This window comes from Sphingomonas sp. BE123 (genome assembly GCF_031456015.1).
Taxonomy (GTDB): domain Bacteria; phylum Pseudomonadota; class Alphaproteobacteria; order Sphingomonadales; family Sphingomonadaceae; genus Sphingomonas.
The window spans coordinates 271,622-285,824 of record NZ_JAVDTW010000002.1 but is presented as its reverse complement, the minus strand read 5'-3'; the positions used below and the strand labels follow the sequence as shown (position 1 = coordinate 285,824).

The following is a 14,203-nucleotide window of genomic DNA, read 5'->3' as shown; positions in this document are numbered from 1 at the left end:
TCCTGCGATCAGTCGGTGCGCCACGCGTCGATTGCTGCCCATCCATGAACAGCGAGCGGGCGTAGCGCGCGCCATCGTCGCGCGTTCATCCCGCCCAGCGCCACGACCGGTACGCTGAGGCCGCGAATCATCAGCGCGAATCGCACGCGCCCCAACGCGGGCGCACCGGGATGTGAGCGGGTGGGGTGGACCGGCGACACGAACAGCAACGCTGCCCCCGCCCGTTGCGCAGCGATTGCCTCGCGCCGCGAATGGACCGGCGCCGTCAACGCCCCGGACGTGCGACCGTGGCGGGGCAGGCGGCTGCTGCCTGCGATCGGGGGGCCGGCGATGACCAACAGAAGCCGCCGGCGCCGCGCCAGCCGCTGCACCCGAATGAACAGGCGCTGCCGCGCGTCCGGCGGAGTCGCATAATGGCGAAAGACGATACCCGAACCGGGTGGCAGGGCGTGGATCGCGGGCCACAGCCCGTCGCCCAATCGCTCATCGGTCATCAGCCAGCGGTGCGGCAGCAATGAGGGGCAGGGGTGGCGGCGCGGCATCGTGCCACCTATAGCGCCGATCATGTCCGCCGAAACTGCCTCCACCCGCCTCGCCGAAATCCACTCGCGTATCGCCCGCGCCGCCCAGATCGCGGATCGCCGGCCCGATGACGTCACATTGATCGCTGTCTCCAAAACGCATGATGCGGAGTCGATCCAGCCGTTGATCGATGCCGGACAGCGCGTGTTCGGCGAGAATCGGGTTCAGGAGGCGGCGGCGAAATGGCCTGCGCTCAAGGCCGCGACCCCGGACATCCGCCTGCATCTGGTCGGCCAGCTGCAGTCGAACAAGGCGGCCGATGCCGTGGCGCTGTTCGATGCGATCCACTCGGTCGACCGTCTGTCGCTGGTCGCTGCGCTGGCCAAGGCGATGGCGGAGAGCGGCAAGCGCCCCGATTGCTTCATCCAGGTCAATATCGGCGACGAGCCGCAGAAGGGCGGCGTTGCGGTGCGTGAACTGCCGGCGTTGCTGGCCGAAGCGCGCGCCGCCGGGCTGCCGATCGTCGGATTGATGGCGGTCCCGCCGGTGGGGGTGGACCCAGCGCCCTATTTCGCGCTTCTCGCCAAGCTGGGGCGAGAGGTCGGGCTGACCGAACTCAGCATCGGCATGTCGGACGATTTCGAAGTGGCAGTGACCATCGGCGCAACCCATGTCCGCGTCGGAACCGCATTGTTCGGAGCGCGCGCATGAGCCTGTCGGTCCGCTTCGATGCGCTGATCTTCGATTTCGATGGCGTGCTTCTGGAAAGCGAGTTCGAGGGCAACCGCCATATCGCGGAATATCTGACCGCGATCGGCCATCCGACCAGCCCCGAAGAGTCGATGGCGAACTTCATGGGCCTCGCCGGGCGCGATTTTATCGAGGCCATTGAAGGCTGGATCGGGCGTACCCTGCCTGAAGATTTCCACGACGCGCGTGAGGCGGAGAATCGTCGGGTACTGGCCGAAGGCGTGGCCGAGGTCGCGGGAGCGATCGCGTTCGTCCGCGCTCTGCCGGGCGACCTTCCGCGCGCCATCGCGTCGTCAAGCAATAGCCACTGGATCGGGACGCATCTCGATCATCTGGGCATCCGCGATGTCTTCGATGGACGAATCTTCAGCGGGCGCGAGCATGTCGCACGCGGCAAGCCGGCTCCCGACATCTATCTCCACGCGGCCGCGCACTTGGGCGTCCCCATCGAGCGCTGTGCGATCCTGGAGGATTCACCGGTCGGTGCCACCGGAGCGGTGGCCTCGGGGGCGCATGTCATCGGCCTGTGCGCGGGCAGCCATTGCGGTCCGGATCACGGCGACCGTCTGCGCGCTATCGGGGTTCACGCCGTTGCGCACGACTTTGCCGACGTCGCGCGGTTGCTGGCTTAGGCCGTCCCGCCGACCGTCAGTCCGTCGAGCAACAGCGTCGGCTGACCCACGCCTGCGGGTACGGACTGGCCGCCCTTGCCGCACATGCCGATGCCCTCATCGAGTGCGAAATCATTGCCGATCCCGATTACGCGGGTCAGGCTGGTCGGCCCGTCGCCGATCAGCGTCGCGCCCTTGATCGGGGCACCGAGCTTGCCGTTCTCGATCTTGTACGCCTCGGTGCAGCTGAACACGAACTTGCCCGAGACAATGTCGACCTGACCACCGCCAAAGCTCTTGGCAAAGATTCCTTTTTTCACCCGGCTCAGCAGTTCGGCGGGATCGTCCTGACCGCCCTTCATGAAGGTGTTGGTCATGCGCGGCATCGGGGCGTGCTGGAAGCTCTCGCGGCGGCCATTGCCGGTCGGTTCGACCCCCATCAGCCGCGCGTTCATGCGATCCTGCATATAGCCGCGCAGGATGCCGTCCTCGATCAGCACGGTCTCGCGCGTCGGCGTGCCTTCGTCGTCGATCGACAGCGATCCGCGGCGGTCCATGATCGACCCGTCATCGACCACGGTGACGCCGGGTGCGGCAACGCGCTCGCCGATGCGGCCGGAAAAAGCGCTGGTGCCCTTGCGGTTGAAGTCGCCTTCAAGGCCATGGCCGATCGCCTCGTGCAGCAGGATACCCGGCCAGCCCGGGCCGAGCAGCACGGTCATCTCGCCCGCCGGGGCATCGACCGCGTCGAGATTGACCAAAGCCTGTGCCAGCGCCTCGTCGATCGCGCGGTTCCAGGTTTCGGGTTGCATCAGCCGGTCGTAGAGCGCGCGGCCGCCGGTGCCGAAACTACCGGTTTCGCGGCGTCCATTCGACTCGACCACGATGCTGACGTTGAGGCGAACCAGCGGGCGGATGTCGGTCGCGATGAAGCCGTCCGGACGGACGATCTCGACCACGCTCCACGATCCGAGCAGGCTGACCGACACCTGCACCACGCGGGGATCGCGGGCGCGCGCGGCGGCGTCGATCGTCTGGCACAGGTTCACCTTGTCGGCGAAGGGGACCAGATCGAGCGGGTCGGCATCGGTATAGAGATGGCGGTTGGTGCGCGCGGGTGCCGCAGCCTTGGGACCGGTTGCCGGGTCGATCAGCGCCATTGTTTCGCCGGCACGGCGGATCGCGGCGTCGCTGATCTCGTTCGCATGAGCAAAGGCCGTGGTCTCGCCGCTCACCGCGCGCAGGCCGAAGCCCGAATCGGTGTTGTACGACGCGGTCTTGAGCCGCCCGTCGTCGAAGCCGAATGCCTCCGTCTTGCGATATTGCAGGTAAAGCTCGCCATCCTCGGCCGTGGCGAGGATCGATGCGGTCAGGCGCTGCGCGGCGTCGGCATCAAAGCCGTCGCGGTAGAGGAAACCTCGGGGATCGCTGTACATCCGCTCAATATAGGCGGATCAGGTTGTTTGAAAATGCGCGTTGCGCATTTTGCGGCACCGGCCCGCTCCCCCACCCGGCCACCCATAGGCTACTATCGTTGGGTGGCCGGGTGGGGGAGCGGGCCGGTGCCGCCTAGAAACTCAGAGACTCGCGCCAGCCGGGTGGTCGGGCAATTGCGACTGGTCGGCGCCATCGGCGGGACCGCCGATCAGCACGAAGCGGCGGTCGCAATAGCCGCAATCGACATAGCCATGCTCGTCGATCTGCAGAAACACGCGCGGATGGCCGAGCGCGGCGGGGATACCGGCATGCGCGCCGTCACAGGCGACGCGGGCGGTGGTGACGCGGGTGACTTCGGGCGGCGCGATCATGGGAGTGCGGTTAGCAAAGCGGTGAAGGGGCGGCAATGGCTTGTTGGGTGCGGATTCGCTTGCCAATCGGTGCGCATCGTCCCACTTCCCCGGCATGAGCGACGCGGCGATCGAGATCGACGGCCTTTCCAAGGTCTATAAGGGCGGCAAACAGGCGCTGGACGGGGTGAGCTTCACCGTGCCGCGCGGGCAGATTTTCGGACTGCTGGGGCCGAACGGCGCGGGCAAGTCGACGCTGATCAACATTCTGGCGGGGCTGGTCAACAAGACCGGCGGCACGGCGTGCATCTGGGGGTTCGACATCGACGCCAGCCCGCGCAACGCCAAGCGCGCGATCGGGATCGTCAATCAGGAGATCATGTTCGACCCGTTCTTCACCCCGGTCGAGACGCTGGAGATTCAGGCGGGGCTGTATGGCGTGCCCAAGGCACAGCGGCGGTCGATGGAGCTGTTGCGCGCGGTGCATCTGGAGGATAAGGCGCGCGCCTATTCGCGCACCCTGTCAGGCGGGATGAAGCGGCGGTTGATGGTGGCGAAAGCGATGGTGCATTCGCCGCCGGTGCTCGTGCTCGACGAGCCGACCGCGGGCGTCGATATCGAATTGCGTCAGCAGCTCTGGGCCTATGTCCGCACGCTCAACGATCAGGGCGTCACGGTGGTGCTGACCACCCATTATCTGGAAGAAGCCGAAGAGCTGTGCGATCGCATCGCGATCATCAACCATGGCAAGCTGATCGCCAATGAACCGACCCGCGACCTGGTCGGCAAGACCCAGGAAAAGGCGGTCGAGGTGGTGGTCGACCGCGACATCGTTGATCTGCCCGCCAATGGCTGTTTCCAGAAGATCGAGGCGAAGGGCGAGCGGACCTTGGTCATCACCTATCGCAAGGATCGCGCGAATGCCGGTGAGGTGCTGGGCGCGGTGCAGGCTGCAGGGTTCGGCATCGTTGACGTCAGCACGCGCGAAGCGGATCTGGAGGACGTGTTCCTGAGCCTGACCCGGGCGGCCAACGCGGCCTAGCGCCGGTAGCGCGCGAAAAAGCGCCACATCGCGTCATTGTCCGCAGTCCAGACATGGCCGCCGCCGCGCAGGATGTGCGCGACAACCTCGGACTGCGCCCGGCAGCGTGTATGGAGCCGCTCATAGAGATTGGCGGCGAGGTCGCGGCGCAGCGGACCGGCGGTGCAGCCGTTGAGCGTGGCCCAGCGAGTCTCGGCCGCCTCCATCGTATATTGCCAATAGCCTGCGCCGCCGCCCTGCACCGGATTGGTCCCATCGGCATCGCCGGCAAAGGCGATCACCGGCATGGGGTGCTTGGGCGTGCAGGTGGCGGGGTCGGGGCGGGTCTTGTCGCTGGCCAGCGGGTTGCCAGCGCGAAGGCCCACCACCGGGGCGATCGCGGCGAACCGGTCGGACGCGACGCAGCCCAGCCATGACGTCATCCGTCCGCCGCCCGACAGGCCGGTGGCATAGACGCGGCGGCGGTCGACACAGCCCTGCGCGGCGAGGACGTCGATGGCGGTCTTGAGGAAGGCGACGTCATCCGCATCGCCAGGCCCAGGCACCTTGCCGGTGACGGTGGGCACGCCCGGGATGTTCCAGACAAAGCCGCGCTCGACCGGGATACCGCCATTCGGGGCGATCAGCAGAAAGCCGTGGCGGTCGCTGCTCGCCTCGAGCTTGGATTGCGCCAGGATCGCGGCACCGTCTCCGCCGCTGCCGTGCAGGGCGATGACCAGCGGAAGCGGGCCGTCCGACGGATTTTCGGGGGTGTGAACCAGCACCGAGCGCCCGGTCGTACCGATCGTCATCGGCTGTGTGCTGCCCGGCGCCGGCAGCAGACACGTCGCCGCGTCAGCGGGCAAGGCACAGGCGAGCAGCGCAGCAGCGGCGGCGAGGATCAGGCGCATCGGTATCTCCTTGTCATCCCCTCGCTATGGCCTGCGGACCCGCCCGGCAACCGCAGCGTGTTTGAAATTGCCGCGCTTTGTCGCATAGCGGCCCACCGCCATCGGTGCGCGAAGGAACGAGAGTGGCCCAAGACCCCCATCAGTGCGACGTTCTAGTGATCGGTTCGGGTGCCGCGGGGCTGACCGCCGCGCTCAATCTCGCCGAACGGTTCAGGGTGACGGTGCTGGCGAAGGGTGGGCTGGACGAGGGGTCGACCGCCTGGGCGCAGGGCGGGATCGCCGCGGTGCTGGAACCCGGCGACACGTTCGAAAGCCATATCGAGGATACGATGGTCGCCGGGGCTGGCCTCAACGACCGCGCGACGGTCGAAATGGTGGTCGAAAACGCCCCCGCCGCAATCCAGCGGTTGGTCGAACTCGGCGTGCCGTTCAACATGGACGGCAACGCGCTGCACCTGACGCGCGAGGGCGGGCATAGCGCGCGCCGCATCGTGCATGTCGATGATGCCACCGGCTGGGCGGTGCAGGTCGCGCTGATCCGTGCGGCGCAGGCGCACCCCAACATCACGCTTGTCCCCGACATGGTCGCGATCGACCTGGCCACCAGTCGCCATGAGCTGCGCTATTCGGGCGCGGGCAAGGTGTGGGGCGTCTATGCCGTCAATCGCGCGACCGGGCGGGTCGAATTGTTCACCGCCAACGCCACGGTGCTGGCGACCGGGGGGGCGGGGCGTACCTATCTCTTCTCCACCGCGCCCAAGGGAGCGACCGGGGACGGCATCGCGATGGCGTGGCGCGCGGGCTGTCGTATCTCGAACATGGAGATGATGCAGTTCCACCCGACCTGCCTCTACCATCTCGACGTCAAGAATTTCCTGATCACCGAAGCGGTGCGCGGCGAGGGCGGGCGGCTGATCAACCCCCAGACCGGCAAGCGCTTCATGGCCGACTATGATGCCGAGCGGATGGAGCTGGCGCCACGCGACGTCGTGGCGCGCGCGATCGACGCGGAGATCAAGCGAGATGGCCTCGATTACGTCCATCTCGATATCAGCCATATGCCCGCCGAGTTCGTGAAGGGGCATTTCCCGAACATCCATGACAAGCTGATCGGCCTTGGCATCGACATGACAACGGGTCCAATCCCGGTGGTGCCGGCGCAGCATTATACCTGTGGCGGGATCGTCGTCGATCTGGACGGGCGCACCGATCTGCCCGGTCTTTATGCGGCAGGCGAGTGCAGCGAGAGCGGGCTGCACGGCGCCAACCGGCTCGCCAGCAATTCACTGCTCGAATGTTTCGTGTTCGGCGAGGCGGCGGCGCGGCATATCGCGGCGAACTGGGCCGACCTGCCCGCGCCACCGCCGATCCGGCCCTGGGACGAAAGCCGCGTCACCGATTCGGATGAAGAGGTGGTGATCAAGCAGAACTGGACCGAGATCCGCCGCTTCATGTGGAATTATGTCGGCATCGTGCGGACCACCAAAAGGCTGGAACGCGCCGCGCACCGCATCAAGATGCTGAACGAGGAGGTCGCCGATTACTACGGCCATTTCCGCGTCACGCCCGACCTGATCGAATTGCGCAATCTGCTCCAGTCGGCGGAGCTGATCGTGCGATCGGCGCTCCACCGGCGCGAAAGCCGGGGTCTGCACTACACGCTCGATTTCCCGAACACGGACAAAAGGGCACAGGACACCGTATTGGTCCCGTGATTTTTTGGCTGAATCTTCACGCTTTGCCGTCATAATCCGCGCATTCGTCGCAGACGTCCCGGTCAGCTCTTGGCCCGGGCATCGCGACACCGCATGATCGCTTTGGGCAAGGGGCGGACCATCGTGTTGGGGATGCAGGAGTTTACGATTCTACAGCGGGCATTGACGCTTGCGGGCTTGGCGCCCGCCTTGCTAATCGGCGCAGGCGTCAATCGCGACGACCTGCCCGAGGATCTGACACCGCCCAGCTATCGTGTATCGATGCCGATTCCGGCAGCGCCCCGGCCAATGCCGGTGTTCCCCGCCCCCGCCGCACTGACCGCGAACATCGACGCGCTGGCGCGCGATTTTGGCGGTGTGGTCGGTATTTCCGTGCGCAGCCTCGAATGGGGCTGGCAGGTCGATGCCAATGGCGATCGCCGCATGCCGCAGCAAAGCGTGAGCAAGCTGTGGGTGGCGATGACCGTGCTCGACGCGCGCGACAAGGGGCGCCTGACGCTCGACGATCCGGTCGAGTTGCGCCGCGAGCATCTGACGCTGTTCCACCAGCCGATCGCGACGCTGGTGGTGCGCGACGGCGTGTACCGCACGACGGTACGCGAGCTGTTGCTGCGCGCGATGCAGCAGAGCGACAATACCGCCAATGACCGGTTGCTGACGTTGGTCGGCGGGCCGCAGGCGGTGCGCAGCTTCATCGCCGATCGTGGCCTGGGCGAGATCCGGTTTGGGCCGGGCGAGCGGCTGTTGCAGGCCGGGACTGCCGGTCTGAGCTGGGATCAGCGCTATGCGATGGCCGGTGAATTCCAGCGCGCGCGGGCTGCGCTGCCGCCGACGGTGCGGCGCGCAGCGTTCGATTCCTATGTCGCCGATCCGGTCGATGGTGCCGCGCCCTCGGCAATCGCGCTGGCGCTGGCGCGGCTCAAGGCGGGTGAACTGCTGTCGGCATCCTCGACCAGTTTCCTGACCACCGTCATGTCGGGGACGCGCACGGGCAAGGCGCGGCTGCGCGCCGCCGTGCCGGTGGGTTGGACGCTGGCGCACAAGACCGGGACCGGTCAGGACCTCGGCGCACGGACCGCGGGCTTCAACGATATCGGGATCCTGACCGCGCCCGACGGCAAGTCCTATGCGGTCGCGGTGATGATCGGCGATACCCCGCGCCCGGTACGCGAGCGACAGGAGCTGATGCAGGCGGTGGTCGCCTCGGTGGTCGCCAACCACCGCTGAGACCTAGCTAAAAGAGTTTGTCCGTCCGGCGGCATGGGTTATCCCGGCGCCATGCCCCATCTCTATCTCGTCGACGGCTCGAGCTTCATCTTCCGCGCCTATCATGTGCTGCCCAAGCTGACCAACAAACATGGTGAGCCGGCGGGCGCCGTTTACGGCTATGTGTCGATGCTGTGGAAGCTGGCGAGCGAGCTGCACAAGGCCGAGGGGCCGACGCATCTTGCGGTGATCCTCGACAAGGCCGAGGAAACATTCCGCAATCAGCTGTACGATCAGTACAAGGCCAACCGCCCGCCGGCTCCCGAGGACCTGAAGCCGCAATTCCCGATGATCCGCGACGCGACGCGCGCCTTCAGCCTGCCGTGCATCGAGGAACTGGGCTGGGAGGCGGACGACCTGATCGCGAGCTATGCCAAGGCGGCGCTGGCGCAAGGATGGCAGGTGACGATCGTCAGCTCCGACAAGGATCTGATGCAGCTGCTGACCGAGCCGGGCATCGACATGCTCGACACAATGAAGGACCGCCGCATGGGGCCGGAGGCGGTGGTCGAGAAGTTCGGGGTGGGGCCGGACAAGCTCGGCGAGGTGCTCGCGCTGATGGGCGACAGCGTCGACAATGTGCCGGGCGTTCCGGGAGTGGGTCCGAAGACCGCGGCCAAGCTGATCCTGGAGCATGGCGATGTCGAGGCGGTGCTGGCCGCTGCGCCCGAGATGAAGAAGGGCAAGCTGCGCGATAATCTGATCGAGCATGCCGACATGGCGCGGCTTTCGCGCAAGCTGGTCGCGCTGGCCGATGACGTGCCCTTGCCCGAGCCACTCGATTCCTTTGTGCTCGACGGCATTCCCGACGCGCCGCTCCGCGCATTTCTGGAGCATCACGGATTCAAGACCTTGCTCGCGCGGCTGGGCAGTGAAACCAGTTCAGTCGCCGATGCTCCGGTCGAAACGCATGAAGTGCCGGGGCTGGAGCCCGATCCGCCGTGCGATCACGACGGCTATGAGACGGTGGTGGATGAGGCGGCGCTGGACCGCTGGATCACCGTGGCGCGGCATCAGGGCTGGGTCGCGATCGATACCGAGACGACCGGCACCGATGCGACGCGCGCCGAGCTGGTCGGGGTGAGCATGGCGCTGCACCCCAATCTTGCCTGCTATATTCCGGTTGGCCATGGCGGGACCGACATGTTCGCGGAGAAGCCGGTGCAGCTCGACCGCGCGACGGTGCTGGCAAAGCTCAAGCCGCTGCTGGAGGATCCGGCGGTGCTCAAGATCGGGCACAACCTCAAATATGACCTGATCATCCTCGGCCGGCTGGGGATCGATGTCGCGCCGTTCGACGACACGATCGTGATGAGCTTCGACCTTGATGCCGGATTGCACGGGCATGGAATGGACGAGCTGGCGGCGACGCATCTGGCGCACAGCTGCATCGCGTACAAGGATGTGACCGGCACCGGAAAGAAGCAGATCGGGTTCGCCGAAGTCGATCTGAAGGCCGCGACGCGTTACGCGGCCGAGGACGCGGACGTGACGCTGCGGCTGTGGCGGCGGCTCAAGCCGCGGCTGGCCTATGAAGGCGCGACGCGGGTCTATGAGATGGTCGACCGGCCGCTGGTGCGGGTGATCGCGGAGATGGAGCGCACAGGGATCAAGGTCGATGCGGCGGCGCTCGCGCGCCTGTCGGATGAATTCTCCAGGCAGATCGCGTCGCTGGAGGAAGAAATCCACGCGATCGCCGGGTTCAAGTTCACCATCGGCAGCCCGAAACAGCTCGGCGACGTGCTGTTCGACAAGATGGGGATCAAGGGCGGGCGCAAGGGCAAGTCGGGCGTCTATTCGACCGACGTCAACGAGCTGGAGCGGATCGCGGCGGACAAGGATTCGCCGGGGCGCGAGATGGTGCTGAAAGTGCTCGACTGGCGCCAGCTGTCGAAGCTCAAATCCACCTATACCGACGCGCTGCAGGCACAGATTAATCCGGCGACCGGGCGGGTACATACCAGCTACTCGCTGACCGGCGCACAGACCGGGCGGCTGTCATCGACCGACCCCAACCTGCAGAACATTCCGATCCGCACCGAAGTGGGCCGCCAGATCCGCGACGCGTTTGTGGCGGAGCCGGGCAATGTCATCCTGTCGGCCGACTATTCGCAGATCGAATTGCGGCTCGCCGCGCATATCGCCGATGTGCCCGCGCTGCGCGAGGCGTTCGAACAGGGCGAGGACATTCACAATCGCACCGCGATGGAGCTGTTCGGCGAGGTCAATCGCGACACGCGCGGGCGAGCCAAGACGATCAACTTCGCGATCCTCTACGGCATCAGCCGCTGGGGGCTGGCCGGACGGCTCGACGTCACGCCGGACGAGGCGCAGGGGATGATCGACCGTTACTTCCAGAGCTTCCCCGGAATCAGCCGCTACATCGCCGATACGCTGAATGAGGCGAAGGCGCGCGGCTACACCACCACCCTATTCGGGCGGAAGACTCACTTCCCCCGGATCAATGCGCCCAACCAGAATGAGCGCGCAGGTAGCGAACGCGCCGCGATCAACGCGCCGATTCAGGGAACCAGCGCCGACATCATCAAGCGCGCAATGGCGCGGATGGGACCGGCACTGCTGGAGGCGGGTTTGCCGAACGTCCGCATGTTGCTGCAGGTGCATGACGAGCTGGTGTTCGAACTGCCCGAAGGCGATGTCGACGCGGCGTCGGCCGTGATCCGCCGGGTGATGGAAACTGCAGCCGAACCGGCGATCACGCTGACCGTGCCGCTGGGCGTGGAAATCGGCACCGGCCCGAGCTGGGGCGCGGCGCATTGACCGCGGCAGGGGCGAGCCTTGCGCCGCTGATCGACCTGTACATCCCGCTGTTGCTGGGCGCGGGCGTATTGATTCTGATGGTCGCCTGGGTCCCGTTGCTGCTCGAAAAGGCCCCGCTGTCGCTCCCGATCCTGTGCGTCGGGGTCGGCGCGCTGGCCTTTTCATTCGACCGCTTCGCGCCCTTTGCGCTGCACCCGATCGAAAGCCCGTTTCTGGTCGAGAAGGCGGCGGAGCTGATTGTCATCGTCTCGCTGATGGGGGCGGGGCTGAAGATCGATCGCGCGCTGAACTGGGCCAACTGGCGGCTGTGTGTGCGCCTGCTCGCGATCGCGATGCCACTGACCATCCTTGCCTTGACCTTTGCGGGACAGGCGCTGCTCGGCGTCGGCGTGGCGACGGCGTTGCTGCTCGCCGCCGCGCTTGCCCCGACCGATCCGGTGCTCGCGTCGGACGTGCAGATCGAGGAGCCCGGATCGGCGAGCGACGATGAGGCGCGGTTCGCGCTGACGTCCGAAGCCGGATTGAATGACGCGCTGGCCTTTCCGTTCGTGCACCTTGCCATCGCCGTAGCGGCGGGTGGCTGGGCCATGTCCAACCTGGCGTCCTGGGCGCTGGACGCGGTCGTCGTCCGGCTGTCCGTCGGCCTGGCGCTGGGCTGGGCCGGGGGCTGGGCGCTCGGCAAGATCATCTATCGCTTGCCCGCAGACACCAAATTATCGCGCACCGGCGATGGCTTTGTCGCGTTGGGGGCGACGCTGGCCATCTATGCGGTGACCGAGCTGGCGCATGGCTATGGCTTTCTGGCGGTGTTCGTCGCGGGTCTGATGTTGCGGCGCGCGGCGAAGGGCAGCGATTTCAACGCGCGGATGCACGATTTCGCCGACGAGACCGAACGGTTGCTGATGATGGCGTTGCTCGTCATGTTCGGCGGGATGCTGAGCGCGGGCGGATTGTTCGCGATGATCGGCTGGCCGGAGCTTGGCTTTGCGCTGGTCGCGATCTTCATCGTGCGACCGCTTGCGGGGTGGATCGCGCTGGCCGGATGCCGCCTGGCGCCGTTCGAACGGCCGGTGATCGCCTTCTTCGGCATTCGCGGGCTGGGATCGGTGTTCTATTTCGCTTACGGGATCAATCATGGCCAGTTTGAGGAACCGGTGCGTCTGTGGGGGGCGCTGGGGGTGGTAATTCTGATCTCGATCCTGCTGCACGGGACCACCGCGACCCCGGCGATGCGGTTGCTCGAGCGTGGGCGGACGCGCAGCGCGTGAAGCAGGGCGACGACCTGTCCGCGCTCGCCAAGGGCGGACGGACGAATATCTTCGGCTTCTTCCTGCGGCTGCTCGCGCGATTGCCGTTCCTGTTCATCGCGGGACGGCTCTATGGCGCGGAGACGGTCGGGCGATTTGCGCTCGCGGTCGTGGTGGTCGAGCTGGCGGCACTGCTTGCCACGCTTGGTCTCAAGCGCGGGCTGGCGCAGGCGCTGGCATCGACCGATCGCCCGCACGCGCATGTCGTGTGGGACGGCATGGTGGTGGCGTTCGTCGTTTCGATGCTGGCCAGTGCGCTGCTGTTCGTCTTCCCGGACCTGATGTTCCCCAACAGCGGGACGACCGGGCTCGACCGCTATCTGGCGGTGATCGTGTTCGCGATTGCCTGGTCCGATGTCAGCCTGGCCGCACTCGCCTATCGCCACAATGTGAAGGCGACGGTCACTGCACGCGCGATCGTGGAGCCATGGACGATCAGCATCGCGGCGTGGGTGCTCTATTATGTGTCGGCGCGCGACGGGCTGATCATCGCCTATGTGCTGTCGATGGCGGCGGCCTTGGTCGCGAGCCTGATTCCGTTCATTCGCAGCTATGGCCTGCCGCATGGCTGGTCGCCGCGCGTCACCCCGCTGCTCCAGCTCGCCCGGCGCAACATGCCGCTTGCCGGAGCAGATGCGATCGAATGGGGCACGCGCAATATCGATCGCTTCATCCTCGGCCTGCTGTTCCCGCCGACGATCGTCGGCATCTATTACATGGCGCAGCAGGTTTCCTCGATCCCGCAGAAGCTCAAGACCAGCTTCGACCCGGTGCTGGGGCCGGTGATTGCGCGCAACCTGGCGGCGGGTAACCGCGCCGCCATCGCCGCGCAGGTGCGCCAGGTCGGGTTCTGGATCATCACGTTGCAGGCGGCGCTGCTGCTGATGGGTGGCATCCCGGCGGAAGGGGTGATGGGCGTGGTCGGCCCGCAATTCGTGGTCGGCGCCATCGCGTTGTGCTTCCTGCTCGCGGCTGAAGTCGTTGCCTCGCCCGGCGCGGTGGCTGAGGCCGGGCTGGTCTACATGGCGCGGCACCGCAACCTGATGGTGTCGCTGCTGCTGCTCGGTTTTCAGGCGGCATTGAGCTTTGCGCTGGTGTTCCAGATGCGCGCGATGGGCCTCGACATCCATGTCCAGGCGGTGGGTCCGGCAGCGGCGCTAGTGCTGACGCTGGCGCTCGGTTCGACGATCAAATGCTGGATGCTGGCGCGGCTGACCGGAGCATCGGTGTTCAGTCTGCGTCCCGGCTTTGTCGCCGCGATCCTCGTTGCTGGTGCGACGGGGTGGGCCTTCACGCTCCTGCCACAGCGCCTCGAATGGCTTGAACTGTCGGTCGGCGTTCCCGCGATCTTCCTCGTCTACTTCGCGGTGATCGGAAAATGGGCCTTTGGCCCGGAAGACCGCGCCTTGTTCAAGAAAATGCCGAAGAGCGAACCGACCCTGCCCGACGAAAAGGTCTGAGGGCGGCGACACGCTGCTCCGCCAGTCGCACGCCCCGATGGGTGGCCGGGTGGGACGCGGTATCGCGTATCC

12 protein-coding genes are annotated in these 14,203 nt (G+C 66.4%); 8 read left to right on the top strand and 4 right to left on the bottom strand.

The genetic code is table 11. The features are described 5' to 3' along the window. Nucleotides 1-8: 8 nt before the first annotated feature. The gene (locus J2Y54_RS09550; RefSeq protein ID WP_310039065.1) at nucleotides 9-566 is read right to left on the bottom strand and encodes a thiamine phosphate synthase; all 558 of its coding nucleotides are present in this window, start codon (nucleotides 564-566) and stop codon (nucleotides 9-11) included. On the opposite strand from J2Y54_RS09550, the gene J2Y54_RS09545 reads away from it, so the two are divergent. Both J2Y54_RS09545 and J2Y54_RS09540 read left to right on the top strand, forming a co-directional pair. Beyond that, the gene (locus tag J2Y54_RS09545; protein ID WP_310039063.1) at nucleotides 565-1,233 is read left to right on the top strand and encodes a YggS family pyridoxal phosphate-dependent enzyme; all 669 of its coding nucleotides are present in this window, start codon (nucleotides 565-567) and stop codon (nucleotides 1,231-1,233) included. The genes J2Y54_RS09550 and J2Y54_RS09545 overlap by 2 nt on opposite strands. Next, nucleotides 1,230-1,904 carry an HAD family phosphatase gene (locus tag J2Y54_RS09540; RefSeq protein WP_310039062.1) on the top strand — a complete coding sequence of 225 codons (675 nt, stop codon included), beginning with the start codon at nucleotides 1,230-1,232 and terminating at the stop codon, nucleotides 1,902-1,904. Before J2Y54_RS09545 ends, J2Y54_RS09540 begins: the two co-directional genes overlap by 4 nt. Here J2Y54_RS09540 and tldD read toward each other — a convergent pair. Beyond that, entirely contained in the window at nucleotides 1,901-3,319 is a 1,419-nt protein-coding gene (gene tldD, locus J2Y54_RS09535) for a metalloprotease TldD (RefSeq protein WP_310039061.1), read from the bottom strand. The two genes, J2Y54_RS09540 and tldD, sit on opposite strands and share 4 nt — an antisense overlap. Before the next feature lie 141 nt (nucleotides 3,320-3,460). After that, a complete protein-coding gene (locus tag J2Y54_RS09530) occupies nucleotides 3,461-3,691 on the bottom strand; it encodes a zinc-finger domain-containing protein (RefSeq protein WP_310039059.1) in 231 nt (76 codons plus the stop codon). Nucleotides 3,692-3,785: 94 nt separating this feature from the next. Between J2Y54_RS09530 and J2Y54_RS09525 the strand changes: the two genes are divergently transcribed. Next, nucleotides 3,786-4,712: an ABC transporter ATP-binding protein gene (locus J2Y54_RS09525; RefSeq protein WP_310039057.1), complete on the top strand. Its 927-nt coding sequence runs from the start codon at nucleotides 3,786-3,788 to the stop codon at nucleotides 4,710-4,712. On the opposite strand, the gene J2Y54_RS09520 is transcribed toward J2Y54_RS09525, so the two are convergent. Then, complete coding sequence (locus tag J2Y54_RS09520; RefSeq protein ID WP_310039055.1) at nucleotides 4,709-5,602, bottom strand: prolyl oligopeptidase family serine peptidase; 894 nt, start codon at nucleotides 5,600-5,602, stop codon at nucleotides 4,709-4,711. The genes J2Y54_RS09525 and J2Y54_RS09520 overlap by 4 nt on opposite strands. 122 nt (nucleotides 5,603-5,724) lie before the next feature. Between J2Y54_RS09520 and nadB the strand changes: the two genes are divergently transcribed. From nadB to J2Y54_RS09495, 5 genes are all read left to right on the top strand, one after another. Then, nucleotides 5,725-7,317 (top strand): L-aspartate oxidase, encoded by a 1,593-nt coding sequence (gene nadB, locus J2Y54_RS09515; RefSeq protein ID WP_310039053.1) that lies wholly within the window; start codon nucleotides 5,725-5,727, stop codon nucleotides 7,315-7,317. A gap of 189 nt (nucleotides 7,318-7,506) precedes the next feature. After that, nucleotides 7,507-8,544, top strand: a complete 1,038-nt coding sequence (locus J2Y54_RS09510; protein ID WP_310039051.1) for a serine hydrolase — start codon at nucleotides 7,507-7,509, stop codon at nucleotides 8,542-8,544. Nucleotides 8,545-8,595: 51 nt separating this feature from the next. Beyond that, entirely contained in the window at nucleotides 8,596-11,364 is a 2,769-nt protein-coding gene (gene polA, locus J2Y54_RS09505) for a DNA polymerase I (protein ID WP_310041264.1), read from the top strand. Further along, nucleotides 11,361-12,632 (top strand): cation:proton antiporter, encoded by a 1,272-nt coding sequence (locus J2Y54_RS09500; RefSeq protein ID WP_310039050.1) that lies wholly within the window; start codon nucleotides 11,361-11,363, stop codon nucleotides 12,630-12,632. The genes polA and J2Y54_RS09500 overlap by 4 nt, the downstream gene beginning before the upstream one ends. Continuing rightward, nucleotides 12,629-14,131 (top strand): lipopolysaccharide biosynthesis protein, encoded by a 1,503-nt coding sequence (locus tag J2Y54_RS09495; protein ID WP_310039049.1) that lies wholly within the window; start codon nucleotides 12,629-12,631, stop codon nucleotides 14,129-14,131. Before J2Y54_RS09500 ends, J2Y54_RS09495 begins: the two co-directional genes overlap by 4 nt. Nucleotides 14,132-14,203 lie beyond the last annotated feature (72 nt).

What these genes read in the sequence shown, in the direction of transcription:
- J2Y54_RS09545 (WP_310039063.1), top strand. Translation starts at nt 565, where the DNA reads ATGTCCGCCGAAACTGCCTCCACCCGCCTCGCCGAAATCCACTCGCGT.
- J2Y54_RS09550 (WP_310039065.1), bottom strand. Translation starts at nt 566, where the DNA reads ATGATCGGCGCTATAGGTGGCACGATGCCGCGCCGCCACCCCTGCCCC.
- J2Y54_RS09540 (WP_310039062.1), top strand. Translation starts at nt 1,230, where the DNA reads ATGAGCCTGTCGGTCCGCTTCGATGCGCTGATCTTCGATTTCGATGGC.
- tldD (WP_310039061.1), bottom strand. Translation starts at nt 3,319, where the DNA reads ATGTACAGCGATCCCCGAGGTTTCCTCTACCGCGACGGCTTTGATGCC.
- J2Y54_RS09530 (WP_310039059.1), bottom strand. Translation starts at nt 3,691, where the DNA reads ATGATCGCGCCGCCCGAAGTCACCCGCGTCACCACCGCCCGCGTCGCC.
- J2Y54_RS09525 (WP_310039057.1), top strand. Translation starts at nt 3,786, where the DNA reads ATGAGCGACGCGGCGATCGAGATCGACGGCCTTTCCAAGGTCTATAAG.
- J2Y54_RS09520 (WP_310039055.1), bottom strand. Translation starts at nt 5,602, where the DNA reads ATGCGCCTGATCCTCGCCGCCGCTGCTGCGCTGCTCGCCTGTGCCTTG.
- polA (WP_310041264.1), top strand. Translation starts at nt 8,596, where the DNA reads ATGCCCCATCTCTATCTCGTCGACGGCTCGAGCTTCATCTTCCGCGCC.